This window comes from Cohnella sp. 56 (assembly GCF_037963805.1).
Classification (GTDB): domain Bacteria; phylum Bacillota; class Bacilli; order Paenibacillales; family Paenibacillaceae; genus Cohnella.
The window spans coordinates 575057-593919 of sequence record NZ_JAZDQE010000003.1 but is presented as its reverse complement, the minus strand read 5'-3'; the positions used below and the strand labels follow the sequence as shown (position 1 = coordinate 593919).

General features: G+C 62.7%; 17 protein-coding genes and 1 riboswitch. Of the genes, 6 read left to right on the top strand and 11 right to left on the bottom strand.

What is annotated here, in order from left to right; all coding sequences use genetic code 11:
* Positions 1-124 precede the first annotated feature (124 nt).
* The gene (locus VQ071_RS08170; protein ID WP_340513472.1) at positions 125-946 is read left to right on the top strand and encodes a flagellar motor protein; all 822 of its coding nucleotides are present in this window, start codon (positions 125-127) and stop codon (positions 944-946) included.
* Positions 906-1694 carry a flagellar motor protein MotB gene (locus VQ071_RS08165; RefSeq protein ID WP_340513414.1) on the top strand — a complete coding sequence of 263 codons (789 nt, stop codon included), beginning with the start codon at positions 906-908 and terminating at the stop codon, positions 1692-1694. Before VQ071_RS08170 ends, VQ071_RS08165 begins: the two co-directional genes overlap by 41 nt.
* A 57-nt stretch (positions 1695-1751) precedes the next feature.
* On the opposite strand, the gene VQ071_RS08160 is transcribed toward VQ071_RS08165, so the two are convergent.
* Entirely contained in the window at positions 1752-2726 is a 975-nt protein-coding gene (locus VQ071_RS08160; protein ID WP_340513413.1) for a phosphotransferase, read from the bottom strand.
* A 209-nt stretch (positions 2727-2935) separates the two neighbouring features.
* Between VQ071_RS08160 and VQ071_RS08155 the strand changes: the two genes are divergently transcribed.
* From VQ071_RS08155 to VQ071_RS08145, 3 genes are all read left to right on the top strand, one after another.
* Positions 2936-3232, top strand: a complete 297-nt coding sequence (locus VQ071_RS08155; RefSeq protein ID WP_340513412.1) for a hypothetical protein — start codon at positions 2936-2938, stop codon at positions 3230-3232.
* 126 nt (positions 3233-3358) lie between these two features.
* Positions 3359-4426: an SPFH domain-containing protein gene (locus VQ071_RS08150; protein WP_340513411.1), complete on the top strand. Its 1068-nt coding sequence runs from the start codon at positions 3359-3361 to the stop codon at positions 4424-4426.
* Positions 4427-4432: 6 nt separating this feature from the next.
* Positions 4433-5548 carry a hypothetical protein gene (locus tag VQ071_RS08145; RefSeq protein WP_340513410.1) on the top strand — a complete coding sequence of 372 codons (1116 nt, stop codon included), beginning with the start codon at positions 4433-4435 and terminating at the stop codon, positions 5546-5548.
* Between the two features lie 81 nt (positions 5549-5629).
* Here the strand turns inward: VQ071_RS08145 and VQ071_RS08140 are convergent, their stop codons facing one another.
* From VQ071_RS08140 to ftsE, 6 genes are all read right to left on the bottom strand, one after another.
* Positions 5630-5947, bottom strand: a complete 318-nt coding sequence (locus VQ071_RS08140; protein ID WP_340513409.1) for a DMT family transporter — start codon at positions 5945-5947, stop codon at positions 5630-5632.
* On the bottom strand, positions 5947-6300 hold the full coding sequence (locus VQ071_RS08135; protein ID WP_340513408.1) for a DMT family transporter: 354 nt from the start codon (positions 6298-6300) through the stop codon (positions 5947-5949). The genes VQ071_RS08140 and VQ071_RS08135 overlap by 1 nt, the downstream gene beginning before the upstream one ends.
* Before the next feature lie 101 nt (positions 6301-6401).
* Positions 6402-6514: riboswitch (guanidine-I (ykkC/yxkD leader) on the bottom strand.
* A 978-nt stretch (positions 6515-7492) separates the two neighbouring features.
* Entirely contained in the window at positions 7493-9007 is a 1515-nt protein-coding gene (locus tag VQ071_RS08130) for a PDZ domain-containing protein (RefSeq protein ID WP_340513406.1), read from the bottom strand.
* A 312-nt stretch (positions 9008-9319) separates the two neighbouring features.
* Positions 9320-10498, bottom strand: coding sequence for a murein hydrolase activator EnvC family protein (locus VQ071_RS08125; protein ID WP_340513404.1), 1179 nt, complete (start codon positions 10496-10498; stop codon positions 9320-9322).
* 40 nt (positions 10499-10538) lie between these two features.
* Positions 10539-11450: a permease-like cell division protein FtsX gene (ftsX, locus tag VQ071_RS08120; RefSeq protein WP_340513403.1), complete on the bottom strand. Its 912-nt coding sequence runs from the start codon at positions 11448-11450 to the stop codon at positions 10539-10541.
* Complete coding sequence (gene ftsE, locus VQ071_RS08115; RefSeq protein ID WP_340513402.1) at positions 11440-12126, bottom strand: cell division ATP-binding protein FtsE; 687 nt, start codon at positions 12124-12126, stop codon at positions 11440-11442. Before ftsE ends, ftsX begins: the two co-directional genes overlap by 11 nt.
* Positions 12127-12397: 271 nt before the next feature.
* Between ftsE and VQ071_RS08110 the strand changes: the two genes are divergently transcribed.
* On the top strand, positions 12398-13972 hold the full coding sequence (locus VQ071_RS08110; protein ID WP_340513400.1) for a VanW family protein: 1575 nt from the start codon (positions 12398-12400) through the stop codon (positions 13970-13972).
* An 83-nt stretch (positions 13973-14055) separates the two neighbouring features.
* Here the strand turns inward: VQ071_RS08110 and VQ071_RS08105 are convergent, their stop codons facing one another.
* From VQ071_RS08105 to VQ071_RS08090, 4 genes are read right to left on the bottom strand one after another with little or no spacing between them, the layout of a single operon-like run.
* Positions 14056-14688, bottom strand: coding sequence for a metallophosphoesterase (locus VQ071_RS08105; protein WP_340513399.1), 633 nt, complete (start codon positions 14686-14688; stop codon positions 14056-14058).
* A gap of 10 nt (positions 14689-14698) precedes the next feature.
* The gene (locus tag VQ071_RS08100; protein ID WP_340513398.1) at positions 14699-15877 is read right to left on the bottom strand and encodes an ABC transporter ATP-binding protein; all 1179 of its coding nucleotides are present in this window, start codon (positions 15875-15877) and stop codon (positions 14699-14701) included.
* On the bottom strand, positions 15874-17568 hold the full coding sequence (locus tag VQ071_RS08095; RefSeq protein WP_340513397.1) for an ABC transporter permease: 1695 nt from the start codon (positions 17566-17568) through the stop codon (positions 15874-15876). Before VQ071_RS08095 ends, VQ071_RS08100 begins: the two co-directional genes overlap by 4 nt.
* A 2-nt stretch (positions 17569-17570) precedes the next feature.
* Positions 17571-18749, bottom strand: a complete 1179-nt coding sequence (locus tag VQ071_RS08090) for an ABC transporter substrate-binding protein (RefSeq protein WP_340513396.1) — start codon at positions 18747-18749, stop codon at positions 17571-17573.
* Positions 18750-18863 lie beyond the last annotated feature (114 nt).

Genomic DNA, 18863 nt, shown 5'->3' with positions numbered 1-18863 from the left:
ATACCCATGTCGGTCTGACCGATAAACAGGATAACCATTCCAGCCGAACGCCGAATATGTGTTCCCATATATTATATCGGGTTCCCGGAAACCAGTCAAAGGAGTGAGCTGCATGAAGCAGCGGATAGATCAAACGACCTCTTGGGGTATCTTGGCGGCACTGGCCGCGTTAATAGGAGGATTCCTGTGGGAAGGCGGGCATTGGGAGGGTCTCATCGAGAAAACCGCCCTGCTCATCGTGTTCGGCGGTACGTTCGCGGCCGTGGCGGTGAGCTACCCGGCTTCCCGACTGCGGCAAATTCCCGAATCGCTGAAGACCGTATTCCGCCCCGCCGCGCCGGATGTGCCCGCACGCATCGACGAGTTGGTCGAGCTGGCTACAATCGCCCGTCGCGAGGGCGTGCTCGCGCTTGAGAACAAAATCGCCGACCATCCGGACGCTTTTATCCGCAACGGTTTGCAAATCGTCGTCGACGGCACCGATCCCGAGCTTAGCAGGCAAATCCTCGAATTCGAGATCGATGCCGTTGAGCAGCGGATGGAAAATCAATCGAAAATATTCGAATCCGCCGGCGGCTATGCGCCGACGATGGGCATCATCGGCACCGTCATGGGGTTGATCCACGTGCTGAGCAATCTTGCGGACCCGGGCTCGCTCGGACCCGCGATCGCGGTCGCTTTTACCGCTACGCTGTACGGCGTCGCTTCCGCCAATATTTTATACCTGCCCGTCGCCTCCAAGATTCGCATTCGGGCTGCGGACAGCGTCCAGTTTATGGAGATGATGCTCGAAGGCATTCTGGCAATTCAGGCAGGGGAAAACCCGGCGCTCGTCCGCAAAAAGCTTACGGCCTTCATGCACACCGAGGAGATGTCCTTCGCGCGGAAAAAGGAGGAGTCCGAGGATGGCACGGAGACGGAACAGACGCAAACGAAGCGGGCATGAAAATCACGAGCGCTGGCTGATTACATACGCTGACCTGATCACGCTTCTCCTTATTTTCTTTATCATTATGTACGCCATGAGCCAGATCGATATTAAAAAATACGATTCGCTGGCCAAGTCGCTCCAGCTGGAATTCCATCGGGCTGACAGCATTATCGAGATGGGAAGCGGTCTTGAAGGCGGAACCGACGTGGCCAAATACGACACTCCTCCTCCGACCGCCACGCCTCCTCCCAGCGCTGCGGCCGATCTGGATGCAGAGATTGCCAAACGGCGCGAGCAAGCACTCCAAGATCTGCTGAAGGTGATCGAGACGTACGTGCGAGAGAACAAGCTTCAGCAGGACGTTTTTGTAGGGGATACACCGCAGGGGATCGCAATTCGTCTGTCCGACCGCTTCCTGTTCGACCTCGGCAAGGCGGATCTCAAGCCCGAGGCGAGACCGGCGCTCGACAAGCTGTCCAGCCTGTTCACGAAGCTCGACACGACGATCTCGATCCAGGGCCACACCGACAATCTGCCGATCCAGCCGGGGTCCGCGTTCCAAGACAACTGGGGCCTGTCGTCGGGGCGCGCGCTCTCCGTCCTCCGATACTTCGTAGACAGCCGCAAGCTGCCGGAAAAGCTATTCGAGATTGCCGGCTATGCGGACACGCGGCCGGTCGCCGCCAACGACACGGAGGCCAATCGCCAAAAAAACCGGCGCGTCGAAATTCTGGTCGTGCGCCAGGCGGAGACAGCCAAGTAAAGATGGTCAGGTCTTGAAAATCAAACGCCCGGTTCGACGAGGCGCTATGTCTGCTCGTCAACGGGACAAAAAGTCCGCTGCCAGCCATGCCAATTCTTCGCGGAATCTGGCAGGCGGACCTGTTAATTCATGAAGCATGTCCGGTCTGATCCACCAATCGCACTCCACCCAATAGAGCAGTATCTTCGCCCTGGCGATCCCGCTCTCGCACAGCGGGCGCTCGGACGCGTAGCCGTCCAGCCATGCCGACTCCATGAACTCGTCGTAATGCCCGTCTCTGTAGCAGCAGGACATCAGCGCCCGGGCGATATCGTGCTCGGGATAGTCGAAGCCCAATCTGTCGAAGTCGAGTACGGCCGCCAGCCCATCTGCGCGGACCAGCACATTGTCGGTCCACAGATCGCGGTGCGCGAAGCCGGGCGGCGATGATGCAAGCGCAGCCAGGTCGATCGATCGTGCCGCCTCCCGATGCAGATCCAACTGGGGCTGCCATGCCGCTGCTGCGCCCTGCGTCCGCAGCAGCGCTGCCAGCTCGTCCAGCCGGCTGAGACGTTCGCTTCGGGAGGACAGCACCGTTAGCGGTGACGTTTCCGCTGTCAGCGTGTCTTCGTTCAACAGCCGGTGAAGCCTCCCCGCCGCGCTGCCGAACTCACGAAGCTGCTGCTGTGAGAGACGTCCGGGCTGCGGCACATCGCCTTGAATATAAGCCATCAGATTGAATCGCTCGCCGCCTCCCGTCCGATGAAGAAGCTGCCCCTCCCGCTCGGCCAGTTGCGGACAAGGAAACCCCGCCCGATACAGACGCTGCTGCCAGGATAGTGCCGTGCGAAGCGCCGGCACCCTATCTTCCCCGTACCGGTCCCGATCGTATTGCTTAAGCAGATAGACTTCGCCGGCTGCCGTCTCGATTTTCCATTTGCGGTTCAGCCAGCCTCGCGCCACCGGTGAAGCATGGACGATGCTGCTGCCGACAATGGGCTCCGCAGCCTCAATCAACTCGCGCAATAGCGTATATTCCGTCTCCGTCCTCATAGACTCGTCTCCTCCGGCTCTTCGGCTTCGGATCGTTAACACATGTCAGGTTAGTAGTATAACATGCCGCCGAAGCGACCGGATGGCCGGAATAGCCGACTGCCAGTCGGCCGATTTTTGTGATATATTGTTGATAAATAGCTGAAGCGGCCCGCTGCACAGGGTCCAAGCGCGGAGAAGGAAATACACGAAGAAGGAGGAAGTCGGATATGGAGGCGGCGTTGAAGGCGATTCTCGATGCGCTGGCGGATCTGAAGAAAGATGTTGTCGGACTGCAAGCCGGACAAGATGCGCTGCGCGCGGAGCTGCAGGAATTCCGCGATTCGCAAGAAGTGTCCAACAAGCTGTTGGCCGGCGATAGCCAGAGAATTAAAACCCACCTTCGCGACTTCCGCAACGATATGAACGAGTTCAGGCGCGAGACCCGGGACTGGACACGGACGACGGACCGCAGAATCGACCGGCTGCGAGATCGACTGGACGGCGTGAAGGACGCGCTGCAATAGTTGCGTCAAGGCAGGCAAGGACGCTCGGCGCAATTCCGAAGCGTCCTTTTCTTTTAGCAATATTTTATCGAACAATCGCGGTTGAACGCTTATAATGGTAACAAATGCAGCGAACGGAGGATGGATATGGGAATTTTCGACTTCATTAAAGGCCAATTTATTGAGGTAATCGAGTGGCTCGACGATACCGGCTCGATGGTGTACCGGTTCCCCGTCTACGACAATGCCATCAAGATGGGCGCGAAGCTGGTCGTGCGCGAATCCCAGGCAGCCGTCTTCGTGAACGAAGGGCAGATTGCGGACGTTTTCGGACCGGGCACATATACGCTGAGCACACAGAACATGCCCGTGCTGACGGCGCTCAAGTCTTGGAAGTACGGCTTCAATTCTCCGTTCAAGGCGGACGTCTACTTCGTCAGCACGCGCAACTTTACGCAGCTCAAGTGGGGGACGACGAATCCGGTTATCATGCGCGACGCGGAGTTCGGAATCGTGCGGCTGAGGGGCTTCGGCAACTATGCGCTCAAGGTAAACGATCCTGCGGTGTTCCTCAAAGAAATCTTCGGTACGCAGCAGGATTTCTCGGCGGAAAATGTGGCGGGCTATCTGAAGTCCGTCATCGTGTCGGGCGTGAGCGACCTGCTCGGAGAGTCCAAAATTCCGGTCATCGATCTCGCCGCTTCGTACGATGAACTGAGCCGGGCAGCCACCGACAAGCTCCAGTCGCACTTCATGGCGATGGGGCTGTGGCTGACGGCGCTCACGATCGAGAATCTGTCGCTGCCGGAAGAGGTTGAAAAGGCGATCGACCGCAGGTCGTCGATGGGCGTCGTCGGCAATCTCGATCAATATATGAAGTATCAAACGGCAGAAGCGCTGCGCGAAGCGGCGAACAACCCGGCGGACGGCGCGGCGGGCACGGGCATCGGGCTCGGCGCGGGGATGGCAATGGGGCAAGCGATGAGCCAGATGATGCGTCAGGGCGAGCAGCAGCAGGCGGCCGGGAATGCGGGCGGCCAGGTGTCCGGCAGCGATGCTACGGGTGCGAGCGAGCGCGCGGCGCAGGTCGGCGGCGCAGCGCCCGCTCCTGCCGGCGATGGCGGTGCGGCGGCGGGCAAGAAGTTCTGCTCGGAATGCGGACAGCCGCTGGCGCCGGGCGCGAAGTTCTGCTCCAGCTGCGGAACGAAGGTGTAACGGCGGATGGCGATGGACGCAGAAGCCGCGCAAACGGCAATCCAGTTCCCCTGCAGCAGCTGCGGGGGGCCGATGCTGTTCGACGCGGACAGTGGGCAGTTGAAGTGTCAATATTGCGGGCGGCTGGAGGAGATTCCGAGCGACACCTCGGTCCCGCGCGAGCACGCGCTGGACGACGGCCAGGACGACGCGGATACCGACTGGGGCGTAGAGCAGCAGACGGTCAAGTGCAGCAATTGCGGCGGGGAAAGCCTGATTCCGGCCGAGCAGACGGCGACGCTCTGTCCGTTCTGCGGTTCGCCCAAGGTGCTGCCCCAGCCGGACACGGTGAATATTAAGCCGGAATCGCTCATTCCTTTCCGGATCGACAGAGACGACGCGGCGACCGCCTTCAAGGCCTGGAAAAAAAAGCTGTGGTTCCTCCCCGGCGCGTTCAAGAGGGAGAATACGAGCGCGCGGCTGGCGGGCATCTATATCCCCTATTGGACGTACGATGCGGACACGTCGTCGTCCTACTCGGCCGAACGCGGAGATTACCACTACCGGACAGTGACGAAGACGCGCGTCGTAAACGGCAAGACGGAGACGTACACCGAGCAGGAGCGGTACACGGTATGGCACTGGGTCAGCGGAGATTACGACCGCTTTTTCGACGATGTGCTGATTCCCGCTTCGGGCCAATACGACGCCAAGCTCCTCGAGCGTCTGGGCAACTTCGAGCTCGGCGCCCTGCTCGGCTACAAGCCCGAATACTTGAGCGGGTATATCGCCGAGCGCTATTCGATCGGCCGCTCCCACGGCTGGGAGCAGGCGCAGTCCCGAATCGACGATGCGCTGCGGAGCAACATCCGCTCCGAGATCGGCGGCGACGAGATCCGCTCACTCCATATCGATACCAGCTATTATAATCAGACTTACAAGCATCTGCTGCTGCCCGTCTGGAACGCCAGCTACATCTACAAATCCAAGCCGTACCGGTTCATGGTCAACGGTCAGACCGGCCTCGTCTCCGGCAAGGCACCGCGCAGCGCCTGGAAGATCACGTTTTTTGTACTCGCGTGCCTGGCCGTCGTCGGCGCGCTCGTGCTGTGGTATGCGAGCAGCCAGCAGACACCGCAATAGATGACAGGCCGAAAGGAGAGCGTCCTGGCACACGCCGCCGGGCGCTCTTCGTACGCTCGGGGGGCCGGTCGCTCGCCGCGCTCACTCGCCGACGATCTTCAAGCCGACGGCGGCGGCGATGACCAGCGCGAGGAAAAAAAGCCTGGCTGCCTGCCGCGACTCCCCGTAAAAAATCATGCCGAGAACGGTCGCACCTACAGAGCCGATACCCGTCCATACGGCGTAGGCGGTCCCCATGGAAATATCCTGCATGGCGACGGTCAACAGACTGAAGCTGAACAAAAAGCTGATACAAATGATGAGCAGGCCTATTAAATCTCTGCGCTTGCTCCAACGGTTCAAACCGACCGTCCCCGCCACCTCGAACAGACCGGCGCATGCCAGACAAATCCAGGCCATCACACAGCCCCCCTTTGCTCGCCGTCCGACTGCCGCTTCGGTCCGGAAGTCATCTTCAGTCCCACGATGCCGACAATCATCAGCGCGACGAGCGCCACTTTGGCTGCATTAAGCTCGCCCCCGTAGAATACAGCTTCGCCGACAACCGTGCCCGCCGCCCCGATTCCGGTGAACGCCGCGTAGGCCGTACCGATCGGCAGCACGCGCGTCACCTCCATCAAACTCCAAAAGGAAAAGCCGAGCGCCACCACTGTAAGCCCCCACTCCCACCAGTTGGCAGCGTGCTTCAGGCCGGATACCCAGCCTACCTCCGTCACGCCAGCCGCAATTAGCAGCAACCAATGCTTCATCATTTCCAGAACGCCTCCCTAGTCTAGGATGTCACAAAAAAAAGCCCGGAAGCATCGGCATGCCCGGCGCGCGACAGATCGTCGCGTACAGCCGTGCATTCTGATACTCCCGGGCTTTTGTCCCTCCGTGCCGCCTGCCGCCTCTCGCGACCAAGCGCGTCCTCCCTTGGACCAGACGACAGGCCGCAGCCCGCCCGGAACCCTAGAGGACGAATCCCATTCATATTAGCTGGAATGTATAACAGATGTCAACCCTTCCCTCCGCTCGGAGCCGATGCCAAAAGCATGACCGTCTCCTGCCGCTGTCCGGCAAGGATGACAATGCGGGGGCTGGGTCTGGAGCTCGTTCGGCGGTGATAGCCTGTTGTAGTGCAGGCGATGGGGCGGGCTCGAGCGCATTCGGGGCGATCGCCTGTTGTAGTGCAGGCGATGGAGCTTGCTCGAGCGCATTCAGGGCGATCGCCTCTTGTAGTGCAGGCGATGGAGCTTGCTTGGGCGCGTTCAGGGCGATCGCCTCTTGTAGTGCAGGCGATGGAGCTTGCTCGAGCGCGGTCGGGGCGATCGCCTCTTGTAGTGCAGGCGATGGAGTAGGCTCGAGCACGTTTGGGGCGATCGCCTCTTGTAGTACAGGCGATGGAGCTTGCTCGCACGCGTTCAGGGCGATCGCCTCTTGTAGTGCAGGCGATGGAGCTTGCTTGGGCGCGTTCAGGGCGATCGCCTCTTGTAGTGCAGGCGATGGAGCTTGCTTGGGCGCGTTCAGAGCGATCGCCTCTTGTAGTACAGGCGATGGAGCTTGCTTGGGCGCGTTCAGGGCGATCGCCTCTTGTAGTACAGGCGATGGGGTAGGCTTGGGCGCGTTCAGAGCGATCGCCTCTTGTAGTGCAGGCGATGGAGCTTGCTCGAGCGCGGTCGGGGCGATCGCCTCTTGTAGTACAGGCGATGGGGTAGGCTTGGGCGCGTTCAGGGCAATCGCCTCTTGTAGTGCAGGCGATGGAGCTTGCTCGCGCGCGTTCGAGACGATCGCCTCTTGTGGTACAGGCGATAGAGCTTGCTCGAGCACGTTCGGGGCAATCGCCTCTTGTGATGCAGGCGATGGAGCTTGCTCGCACGCGGTCGGGGCGATTGCCTCTTGCAGTGCAGGCGATGGAATATTCGCGAACGCGTCTGGATCGATCGCCGCTTGTGGTGGGCGCGCTCACTGTCTGCGGCGCTCGCCGCGCGGCGGCAGTCCAGGTACAGAGGCATCGGTCGGGGCAGAAGGCCGGGCCGATGTCGGCCGCGCAGCTTCCGCATTCGCGGGCCGAGCCGACGGCTGAGCCGCCGAGGCTGCCGCCTCCTCCACGCCTGCGGCCTGCCGGCCATCCGGCCTCTCCTCCTGCCGGTTGTTGTCCGACGTCGACTCATCCGGCCCGTCTATACTGCCGCGTCGGCTCCCGCGCCTCAGTCTGGCACCGGCCTGTCTTATCCCTCCCCGCAGCGAGGCCGAGCGCGGCGCAGCCACATACTCCGCATCCTCGTCGGGCGCGAGGATCAGACCGAGCTGGTGATGCTCGCCTGCATACTTGGCACGCTGCGCAAACTTCACGTTGCCGTCCCGATTGAGCACCTCGAGCTTGCTGAAGGCCGGCTGCAGCTGCAGCGCCGCATGCAGCTCTTCTTTGCTCCGCACGCGGACGCCGTTCGCCTTGCTCACCGTCTCGCCCGCCAACAGCCCCATCTCTGCCGCAGGCGTGCCGGGCAGCACCGCCAGAATCACGACGCCCCGGCCGTCCTGCACGTACACCGGCTGCCGCCCCCGCTCGCGCAGTCTCCCGAGGAGGACGAGCCCTTCGTGCAATCCGAAGGCGGCCAGCCCCGCCACAATCGTGAGCGGCTCCCAAAATGCGGCACAAACGGCCAGCCCCGCGATGACGATGCCGTAGAGCAGCAGGCTGCCGCTCGTCTCCTTCGCCTTGGCCTCCGGCCAGCGCGTCTCGGTCCGGTCCGTGAAGCCGATCAGCACCGGGAAGGCAACCAGCGTCCAGCCCGCGACCGACGCGGCCGGGCCGCCGCCCATGCCGAAGAGCGGCGTCCACGGCAGCTCCAGCCCGCTGCCGCCGCCAGCCGGCACGAGCCAGAGCAGGGGCACCGGCCACAAGCCGGACAATGCGTAGGCGCCGATCGGCTTGCCGCGCTTGCCCTCCAGGAACAGCGGCGTCGCATACCGCGCGCCCTGAAGCCGGACGAGCAGCGCTTCGGCGATATGCAGCAGTCCGGCCAACAGCAGCAGAGAAGGCGCATCGATATCCGTGAGCGCTCGCCAGATCCGGTCCCCCGTCTCTCCTCCGTCGGGCACGCCAGTCCAGCCCAGCACGGCTTGGACGACACTGAGCGCCCCGGCCGCATAGGCCAGGCAGACGTACCGAAGCTTGAACAGCGCGAGCACGAATGTGGCTGCCCATACGCATACGAGCGTCGGAGCCGTCAGCGGAGCGCCGGCCGCGAAGCCGAGCGCGGACAGCGCGAAGCCTGCGATGAAGCCCGCCGCGACGCGCGCTGCCGTCATAGGCAGCGCGCCGCGGAGCCGGACGTGGAACAGCCTGCGCTGCAGAACATTGCTCTGGCGCGAATGCCACCATACCATGACAAGCGCAATATAGAGAAAAGGCGACAGCAGCAGAGCGCCGAGGTTCTCGGCTGCCAGCCTCAACCAATCTATCGTCAGCTCCAAGCCGAATCCCGCCTTTCGAATATGATCAGCCGATCAGCCGCAGTGTATGACATATATGCCGTGTATACCGACCTTAAGTATTCGACAGCCGCAAGGATGAATCCTGCCAATGGAGGTACGGGCGTCTGTATGGCCGCCTCAGAGCATGCTCCCAATTTCTATATTCCGCTCCCCGGGCCCGCCCCTCCAACCTGTTCCAAGGGGATACCGTTCAAACGCTTCAAACAGCAGCAGCCGCCCCGGCCGCGCCCCGCAAAAAATGCGGTCGTAGGCGCCCGGCGAGCGGCTGCAATCATAGTTCGAGCTGCTGATCTACTTCAGATACGGCGCCGGGTTCACCGGCGTGCCATCCTTGCGGACCTCGAAGTGGAGATGGTAGCCGGTGGCCGTGCCGGTCATGCCGACGAGACCGATCTTCTCGCCGCGCTTGACGGTCTCTCCCTTTTCCACCAGGATGCCTCCCGGCTTCAGATGGCCGTACAGCGTCCACAGTCCGCCGCCGTGGTTGATGATGATGCAGTTGCCGTACCCGCTCCACGATTGGGCGACGATGACGGTGCCAGACTCGGCCGCATACACCGGCGTGCCTTCAGGAACCGCCATGTCCAAGCCCGTATGCAGCTTGTTCTTCTGCCCGGTCACCGGATGCGTCCGGTAGCCGAACGGCGAGGACAGCCTGTATTCGCGCTTGAGCGGCATGCCCAGCTTGCCGCCGGTATAATAGGTCTTGAGCTGCTTCTTCTGCTCGAGCAGCTTGGAGTATTTCTTGCCGAACTCCATCAGCGCGGCTTCTGCCTCCTCACTGATGTCCTCCGTCTCCTCTATCTTCTGATTGATGCTCGCGATGAACACTTCTTTTTCTTTTTCCTTGCTCTCGAGATCCGCCTTTTTGTCCGCCATGACGCTGTACAGCTGCTTGACCGAAGCGAGGTCGACTTCGACCTGCGCCTTCTTTTCCGTGACGAGCGCCTTGTAGCTCTCGGACTTGGACAGCACCTCTTTGTCCTGCTCCATGATGGACTGCAGCGACTGGAATCTGCCCAGGAAGTCGGAGAAGCTCTTGGCGCTCATCAGCACGTCCAGGTAAGAGACCGAACCGTTCATGTAGATGAGGCGGATACGCTCCTTGAGCTGTTTGTCGCGGTCCTGCCGCGCCGCCTCCGCGGATTCGAGCTCCGAGGTCGTCTTCAGCAGCTTGGACTCCGCGGCTTCGACCTTCGCTTGCGTAGCGTCGAGCTGGTCCGAGGTTTGCTGGATCTGGGCGATCAGCGTGTTGATATCGGTTTTGGCGACCTCCTTTTTGGTCGACAGATCCTGGTTCCTAAGCTCGGCCTTTTTCTTGTTCTCCGCCGCAGCGTTCATCTGTGCCTGAATTTCTTTGAGCTGGCGCTCGACTTTTTGCAGCTGCGTCTCGGCATGACTCTCGTAGGGGCGGACCAGGAATATGACGCCTACGAGCAAGGCCAGCACGGCAATGTATCTTTTAATCACGACATGTTCTCCTCCATCATCTTAGCATGTACGGCTAGCGCTACACCTTCAGATGCTTGCGGACCGAGACCACGCTGCCCCAGACGCCGATCAGCGTGCCGAGCGCGACGAGCGTACCGCCGACCAGCCAGCCAACCTTGTCCAGACCGACCATCTCGATCATCATCAGTCCCATATTGTAATGCGAATCGATCAGCTTCGAATAACCGTAGAGCAGCGCGCCAGTCGTGACCGCGGAGCCGACGATTCCGATCACGACGCCTTCGATGAAGAATGGCCAGCGGATGAAGTTGTTCGTCGCGCCGACCAGCTTCATGATGCCGATCTCCCTGCGCCGCGCCAGTATCGTCATTTTAATCGTGGTGGAAATGAGGAACATCGCCATCACCGCAAGCCCTGCGACGATAACGAGCCCGACGTTGCGGACGGCGTTGGTGATGCGGAACAGCTTTTCGACGTAGCCCTGACCGTACTTCACACTGATGATCGGCTTCGTGCTGTCCGTCTCGTTAAAAGCGAGTATCTGCTTGGCCGCATAGGATACCTGCTGCGCGTCGAACAGCTCGACCTCGAACTTGTCCGGCAGCGGATTGGCGTCCTGGTAGCCGTCGAGCGCGCCCTTCACGTCTTCGTCCAGATCGTTGCGAAGCTGCTCGAGCCCTTCGTCCTTGGAGACGAAGGTGACCTTCTTGACCTCCGCGATGTTGCCGATGCGCCGCTCCAGCTCGTCGATCTTGGACTGCCCGATATCGGATTCCAGAAATACATTGATCTGCACCTGACTGTCGAACTGGTCCGCCCACTGGTTCACGTTGAGCGCCAGCAGCATGAAGACGCCCAGCACGAACAGCGAGACGACGATCGATCCGATCGAGGCGAATGACATCCATCCATTGCGGAAGACGTTCTTGACACCTTCGCGGATATGGCGCACGAGGGTGCTAAACTTCATAGCCGTAATCCCCTCTCTGCTGATCCCGCACGATGGTGCCCCGCTCGATGGCGATGACGCGCTTGCGAAGCGTGTTGACGATCTCTTTGTTGTGGGTGGCCATGACGATGGTGGTGCCGCGGAAATTGATCTCCTCGAGCAGCTTCATGATGCCCCAGGAAGTCTCGGGATCGAGGTTGCCGGTAGGCTCGTCCGCTACGATGACCGAGGGACTGTTGACGATCGCGCGCGCGATCGCGACGCGCTGCTGCTCGCCGCCGGACAGCTGTGCGGGCAGACTGCCTGCCTTGTGCTTGAGCCCGACCAGCTCGAGCACTTCCATCGTGCGGCGCCGGATCTGGCGTCTCGGCGACTCGACGACCTCCATCGCGAAGGCGACATTCTCGTACACCGACAGCTTGGGCAGCAGCCGGAAGTCCTGGAATACGACGCCGATGTTGCGGCGCACGTACGGAATCTTGCGCTGCTTGAGCTTGCCGATGTTGAAGCCGTTGACGGACAGTTGGCCCTTGGTCGGCACCTCTTCGCGGTAGATGAGCTTCATGAATGTCGACTTGCCGGCGCCCGACGGGCCGACGACATATACGAACTCGTTGCGGTCGATCACGATATTTATGCCTTGCAGGGCGGGCGTGCCGTCCGGATAGGTCTTCCATATGTCGTGCATCTCGATCAAGGGATCACATCCTGTTCCTATATTCGCTTCGCAATCGGATCATCTATGTGAGTCGGGCGCTTGGCCCTGTATAATTCAGTTCCGCAGACTTTAGGTACTTCGACATCATGCAGGCAAATCCTTTATTTGTCGAGCTTTATCTGGGCGAACGCGCGCCTCGGCCGCCCGAATCCGGCCGTTTTTTTGCCGATTTTGATGTATTTGAGAATTTTTTAATCTGGAGGGAAACCTATGGGAAATCACGCTTCGCCCGGAAGGAGGAAACCTTCAAATGAATGGCCGTATCGTCAAGGCGCTCGCGGTGGCCGCCGCGTTGACCGTGGGCTTGAACGCCGCTCCAATGGCGGCATGGGGCTATGGGCAGATGAACGACGCCGCGTCTGCCGGCCGCTCGTCACCGTGGCCGATGGCAGCCGACTTCGCCTCGCAGGCGATCGAATCGGGCAAACAAGGCCGTGCGTTGCCCGACAGGATGACAGTCGGCGGCATGTCCGTCGGCGGATTGGAAGCAGACGATGCGATCGCCAAGGTTAGGACGCGGATTGAGGAAGCGCTGAACGGGACAGTCACGCTGAAAAGCCCGCGGGCCGGCAACGGCGCCAAGCGGGATTCTCAGGCGGGTGCGCCGTCGTGGCGCGAGCTGGGGCTGTGGCTGGATGGGGCCGGAGCGCTCCGGGCCATCGAGCGCTATCGGGACGCAAGCTGGCTGAACAAGCGCGCGGCGCGGCGCCTGCTCGACAAGGACTGGCCTGTCGAAGCGCGCTGGGATGAGGAAGCGTTCGCGGAAAAGGCCGAGGCGCTATGGGGAGAGCTGGCGGACAAAAAGCCGGTCGACGCCGTGCGGACGATCGATGCGGGCGATCGGGTCGTATATATCGCCGAGTCGGCTGGAGAGACGCTGGACATCGCTGCGCTGCTGTCCGCGCTGAAAAAGCGCGCGCCCGCTTCGTTGGCGGGGCGCGGGCAGGAGCAGCCCGGCGCCGCGGACGCGCCGCTGCGCCTCGACATTCCCCTGCCTGTCGCCCCGGTGAAGCCCGACATTACGACGGCATCGCTCAAGGCGGAGGGCATCGCGCGCAAGATTGCCGAATTTTCCACCTCGTTTGCGGCCAGCGGAGAGGGACGGACGCACAATGTGACGGCGACGGCCAACGCACTGGACGGCATCCTCCTGGAGCCGGGCGGCACATTCGATTACGGCGCAGTCGTCTCCAAGGCGAGGCAGAAGTTCGGGTATCGCGCGGCCCCCGTCATTATGAAGGGCAAGCTGGTTCCCGGCGTCGGCGGGGGCATCTGCCAAGTGTCCAGCACGCTGTACAATGCCGTCCTGCGCGCATCGGACCTGACGATTGTCGAGCGGCGGAACCACTCGCTGCCAGTGAACTACCTGCCTCAGGGGACGGATGCGACCTTCGCCGAAGGCTATATCAACTTCCGGTTCCGCAACGATACGGGCAAGCGGCTGCTCATCAAGACGGCCGTGCGCGGCAAGCGGCTGACGGTCAAGCTGTTCGGCACGATGCCGGACAATGTCCGGTACGCGCTGGAGACGGTCCGCGAGCGTGAGATCGCGCCACGGATCGCGTATGTGAGCGACCCGGGACTCGCGATCGGCATGACGAGACTCGTGCAGCAAGGCAAGGCCGGCGCAGTCGTCGATACGTACCGGCTCAAGTACGTCGACGGCAAGCTTGCCGAACGCCGCAAGCTGGACCGTTCCGCGTACCGGGCGCAGGACGGCATCGTCGCCGTCCATCCCGCCGACCCGCGGCTCGGCGGTTCGTCTGCGCCTGCACCTGCGCCGGTACCCGAACGGCAGGGGCAGACGCCTGCGGAGCCGATGTAGGGGGAAATAGAGGTGATTTGTACAAACAAGGATGAACGGCGGACTCGGCAGACGAAAAGCGGGGCCGGACGGCAGCCGGAAAACTATATCGGCCATGACGATCGACGGCAGTCGTCGTGGGGACGATCCGGCTGCACCCTGCAGGAGTAGGACAGCCGGTTGGTCAGGTCGACGAGCGTCAGCCGGCAGCCGTGCTTCGCGCCCGTGTCGATGCCGATCCGATCCGGCCCCAGCCACAGCTCGCCCGCGGCCGCCCCGAGCTTGAAGGTCGGCGTATGGCCGAATACGACCGTATATGGGAGCGGGCTGCCGTCCCCCCAAAATTCGCCGCGGATCTCCGTCAGATCCGCGGCGCTCTGCATGTCCGGCGGCAGGCCCGGGCGAATCCCGGCATGGGCGAACAGGTACTCGCCCTCCTGCCAGTATAACGGCGTAGCGTTCAGGAAGCGCAGCTCCTCGGCATCCGAAGACAGCCCTTCGCCGCGCGCCGAAGCGTCGAGCAGCCACCGCTCCATATTGCCGAGCACAGCCCGCGCGCCTTGCCGGACGAGCGCCATCGCTGCCCCGAGCGCGCTCCAGCTCTCCGGTTCCCGGTTGATAAAGTCGCCGAGCAAGTACAGCCGGTCCGCGCCCGGCGTATAATCGGCCATGCGCAGCAGAGATTGCATTGCCGCGGCATGGCCGTGAATATCCGAGATGACGAGAATGCGGGTCATGAAGATCAGTCTACCTTTCGCTGCCGGCAGGCGCCGGGTACAAGTAGGTCTCGTCGACCGGGATGCGCAACCAGCCGCGCGTACCGGCCTTCAGAGGCTCGTGGTGGAAAAGAGAGAGCAGCACGCCGCTCTCAAGCTCGGCGAGCACGCGCCAGCGGTTGCCTTCGAAGGCGCTGTGCGCGATGCGGGCGGCGAGCCGGTTGAAGGCACCGGCGGCGCACGTCTGCCGTGCGTCTGAGACGATCGGCTCAGCGGATGCGGCCAGCTCAGCGGCGGCAAGCAGCTCGCCCGCTTGGACGTCCGCCGTCTCCCATGCGGCCGCATCCGGCCGGAACAGCGCGATCGCCGGACCGGCCGACTGGCGGCCGCTCCAATCGGCGGCCGTCCGGCCGCGCAGGACGGCTGCCTCCGTCCGGACTGCGGGCGCAGCCTCCTCCTCGGCGACCCGGCCCGCGAGCCGGTTGCCCGCGCCGAGCAGCGAGGCGACGGAAGCCGTCGCCGGCCCGCGGTAGCATGCCTCGGGGCTGTCGATCTGGTCGATGCCGCCGCTGCGCATGATGACGAGCCGGTCCGCCATCGCGAACGCCTCCTCCGGGTCGTGCGTCACGTGGAAGACGGTCGTCCCGAGCCTTCGCAGCAGGTAGGACAGCTCGGTCCGCATCTCGATCCGCAGCCGCATGTCGAGGTTGGACATCGGCTCGTCGAGCAGCAGCAGGTCCGGCTGCGTAGCGAGGGCGCGGGCCATCGCCACGCGCTGCTGCTGGCCGCCCGACAGCTGTGCGGGCAGGCGATCGGCCAGCGGCGTCAGATGCAGCAGCCGCAGCAGCTCCTCTACCTTCGTACGGATGTCGGCAGCCGATGTCCGCTTTCTTTTCAGACCGTACGCGATGTTCTCGAAAACGTTCATATGCGGCCACAGCGCATAGTCCTGGAACACCATGTTGATGCCCCGCTTCTCCGGCGGGACGAGCCGCGTCGCCGTCGATACGGCTTCGCCGCGCAGCCGGATCTCGCCGCCGTCGGGCTGCTGCAGGCCGGCGATCAGCTGCAGCAGGGTCGACTTGCCGCAGCCGGACGGGCCGAGCACACTGATGATCTGCCCGCGGGACACGCTGAAGTCGATGCCCCGAAGCGCAGGCTGGCCCGCATAGGACTTGTGGAGCTGGCGGATCTCTAAGATGGGATTCAATGGCTTGGCCTCCTTGCTTCCTTCGGTTTGAACAATCGCTCCATGATGAGGATGAGCCCGACGACCACGCCGCCTCCCGTCAGGGTCGCCGCTGCCGCGTAGCCGAAGTTCAGATCCTCGAACGCCTTGTTGATCACGACGGGCAGCGTCATGAAGTTCGGCGGGAACAGAATCGAGGTCATCGCCAGGTCGAACACGCTCGCGCCGAACGCCGCCAGCGCGGCGGACAGCAGCGCACTACGCAGCAGCGGCAGCAGAATCGTCCGCACCCTGCGCGGGAACGACGCGCCCTGCATTTGCGCGGCCGACAGCAGACCCTGCGGCACCTTCGCCATCGCGCCCGTCACGATCCGGGTGATGACGGGTATCGCGCCCGCTACGCCCGCCAGCACGAGGATGGCAGGTTTGCCGTAGAGCAGCAGGCCGATGCGCTCCAGCCAGGCCTGGTTCCAGATGAAAATGTAGCCGATGCCGAGCACGACGCCCGGAACGGCCAGCGAGATCAGCGAGATGACGTCGATGGCCCGTCGCAGCTTAAATCTGGAATACGTGAGCACGTAGGCGACGAGCAGGCCGACCAAGAGGCCGACGACGGCCGCGAATGCCGCGATCTCAAGCGAGTGCAGCAGGGCGCCCGTCAGCTGCCCGCCCGACGCGAACAGCTCGCGGTAGTGGGCCAAAGTGAATGCGGTGCCCCCGGTCTGAGCGGGGCGGGTGACGGATGTCAGCAGGTTCGCACCGAAGGGGATGCCCGCTGCGATCGCCAGCAGCAGCAGATTGACGCCCGCCAGCAGCCAGCCGCCCTTGGCTGGCCGCTCGGCCGCAGCGCGGGTGGCCCGGCCGCCGAGAAAGTCGAAGCGCGCCCGCCGCAGCGCCCAGAACTGCACGCTCATCGCGAGCGCGATGAGCAGGACGAGATAGAAGGACAGCACGCCCGCCATATCGAATCGGATCGGGGACGTGTACAGCGCCGAATAGATCGAGTAAGGGAGTGTCGGAAATCGGAATACGGCGGCGATGGACGCGGGCAGACCGAAGTCTCCGACCGTATCCATGAACACGAGCAGCGCACCCGAGCAATACGCCGGCAGCAGCAGCGGCGCCTCGATCGTCCGCCAGACGGTCCAGGGACTGCCGCCATTCAGACGCCCCGCCTCGCCCAGCCGATCCATCTTCCACTCGAGCGCGGCATGAACGGCCAGATAGGCGAACGGGAACTTGCTGAGAGACATAATGACGATCAGGCCGGCCGGCGTGAATACGGCATCATGCACCCACCGCCAGCCGAACCAGTTCGCCGCGAGGCCGTCCGACGACGCGAACATGACCCAGCCTTGGGCGAGAATAAAGGAAGGCGCCACGATCAGCAGCCATACCGCTCCGTCGAGCAGCCGCGCGCCCGGGAACGACCAGCGGGACCGGGCCGTCGCCAGCGCCGCGCCGATGGCCGTGCCGAGCGCCATCGTGCCGAGGCCGAGCACAAGCGTGTTTTTGAGCGACAAATACCAGAGCGGCCGGCGGAACATCTCTCCCAGCAAAGAGAGGTCGCCGATCCGGCGGCTGCCGAAGAAAAAGCCGGGCAGCAGCACCTGGAGGATGACGGCGGCGAGCGGCAGCATGATCAACAAAACAAGAAGGGCCAGCACCAGCCAGCCCGTCCTGCTTCCGTAAGCGAAAAGCGAAACCCGCATCTTTATTTCACCGAACGATCGGCGAACCACTGCTTGATCTCCGCCTCATGATCCGCCGCCCACGACGCTTCCGCCACGACAAGCTTGGCGTTCTGCGCACGGTCGGCCTTCACCGTCACGCCTGCGACACTCGGCTCGAAGTAGCTCTCGTCGCCCTGGTCGATCAGCGCCTGCTGCGTCTTGGGATCGAGCAGGAACTCGACGAACGCCTTGGCCGCCTCCTGATGCTGGCTGTCCTTCTGGATCGCCGCTACGCGTACGGATGCAGGCGCGCCTTCCTCCGGCCAGACGATCTCGATCGGCTCGCCGCCGTTCTTGAGCGCATACGCGTTGCTCTCCTGCAGCGCCGCGACCTTGATCTCGCCGCCGGTCAGCGCCTTGGCGACGTTCGGGTTTTTCGGATATACATGCGCCCCGTTCTTCAGCACACTGTCGAAGTAAGACTGTCCGCCCTCGATCCCCTTGTCCTGGAAAAACCACGACACGAACGGGTAGGCAGGCGCCGCTACCGCAGGATCGGCCATGCCGACGGTGCCCTTGTACTTCGCGTCCGCGAGGTCCGCCCAGCTCTTCGGCGCGTCCGCGGCACTGAACGACTTCGTGTTGTAGACGATCACGCCTGCGGCATGGGCGCCGGTCGGATAGTAGGCTTTGCTCGCCGGCACGAACGTCTTGGCAAAGTCCGTCAGACCCGCGGCGGCCGCCGGCTCCCAGCCTTCAAGCAGCTGCCCTTGCTTGCCCAGTCCTTCGATCGACGGCATCGCGTCCATCCAGACGACGTCCCAGTGCGGGTTGCCCTTCTCGGCTTCGATGCGGGACATGATCTCCGCGCCGTTGCCGCTGACGATGTTGAGCTTGTAGCCGGTCTGCGCTTCGAACATCGGCTTGACGATGTCGTCGAAGTCATTGAGGTACACCGTCAGCGTCTCGCCGTTGCCTGCGGCAGGCGAGGCGGCGGCGCTCGCCGACGGTGAAGCCGCGGGTGCGGATGATGCGGGCGAGGACGAAGTCCCGGCGGAGGACGCTGCAGTCTCCGAGGCCGTCGCGGCCGCCGCGTCGCCGGCATTGTTGTTCGCGTTGCCGCATCCGGCCGCCGTCAGCGACAGGCCGATCATCGCCAGTGCGGCGAGCTTGCGGTGCTTGCGGTGCTTGCGGTGCTTGCGGTGCTGGACAAGATTCATTTGGATATCCCCCTCGTATACGTTCGTGATAGCTTCACTTTAAGGGAGGTTTGTCAGCTCGGCGTAAAGCCCGCGATAAATCGAAGTTAAATATAATCTATGTATATTGATAAA

What these genes read in the sequence shown, in the direction of transcription:
- VQ071_RS08165 (WP_340513414.1), top strand. Translation starts at nt 906, where the DNA reads ATGGCACGGAGACGGAACAGACGCAAACGAAGCGGGCATGAAAATCAC.
- VQ071_RS08160 (WP_340513413.1), bottom strand. Translation starts at nt 2,726, where the DNA reads ATGAGGACGGAGACGGAATATACGCTATTGCGCGAGTTGATTGAGGCT.
- VQ071_RS08155 (WP_340513412.1), top strand. Translation starts at nt 2,936, where the DNA reads ATGGAGGCGGCGTTGAAGGCGATTCTCGATGCGCTGGCGGATCTGAAG.
- VQ071_RS08150 (WP_340513411.1), top strand. Translation starts at nt 3,359, where the DNA reads ATGGGAATTTTCGACTTCATTAAAGGCCAATTTATTGAGGTAATCGAG.
- VQ071_RS08145 (WP_340513410.1), top strand. Translation starts at nt 4,433, where the DNA reads ATGGCGATGGACGCAGAAGCCGCGCAAACGGCAATCCAGTTCCCCTGC.
- VQ071_RS08140 (WP_340513409.1), bottom strand. Translation starts at nt 5,947, where the DNA reads ATGGCCTGGATTTGTCTGGCATGCGCCGGTCTGTTCGAGGTGGCGGGG.
- VQ071_RS08135 (WP_340513408.1), bottom strand. Translation starts at nt 6,300, where the DNA reads ATGATGAAGCATTGGTTGCTGCTAATTGCGGCTGGCGTGACGGAGGTA.
- ftsX (WP_340513403.1), bottom strand. Translation starts at nt 11,450, where the DNA reads ATGAAGTTTAGCACCCTCGTGCGCCATATCCGCGAAGGTGTCAAGAAC.
- VQ071_RS08110 (WP_340513400.1), top strand. Translation starts at nt 12,398, where the DNA reads ATGAATGGCCGTATCGTCAAGGCGCTCGCGGTGGCCGCCGCGTTGACC.
- VQ071_RS08105 (WP_340513399.1), bottom strand. Translation starts at nt 14,688, where the DNA reads ATGACCCGCATTCTCGTCATCTCGGATATTCACGGCCATGCCGCGGCA.
- VQ071_RS08095 (WP_340513397.1), bottom strand. Translation starts at nt 17,568, where the DNA reads ATGCGGGTTTCGCTTTTCGCTTACGGAAGCAGGACGGGCTGGCTGGTG.
- VQ071_RS08090 (WP_340513396.1), bottom strand. Translation starts at nt 18,749, where the DNA reads ATGAATCTTGTCCAGCACCGCAAGCACCGCAAGCACCGCAAGCACCGC.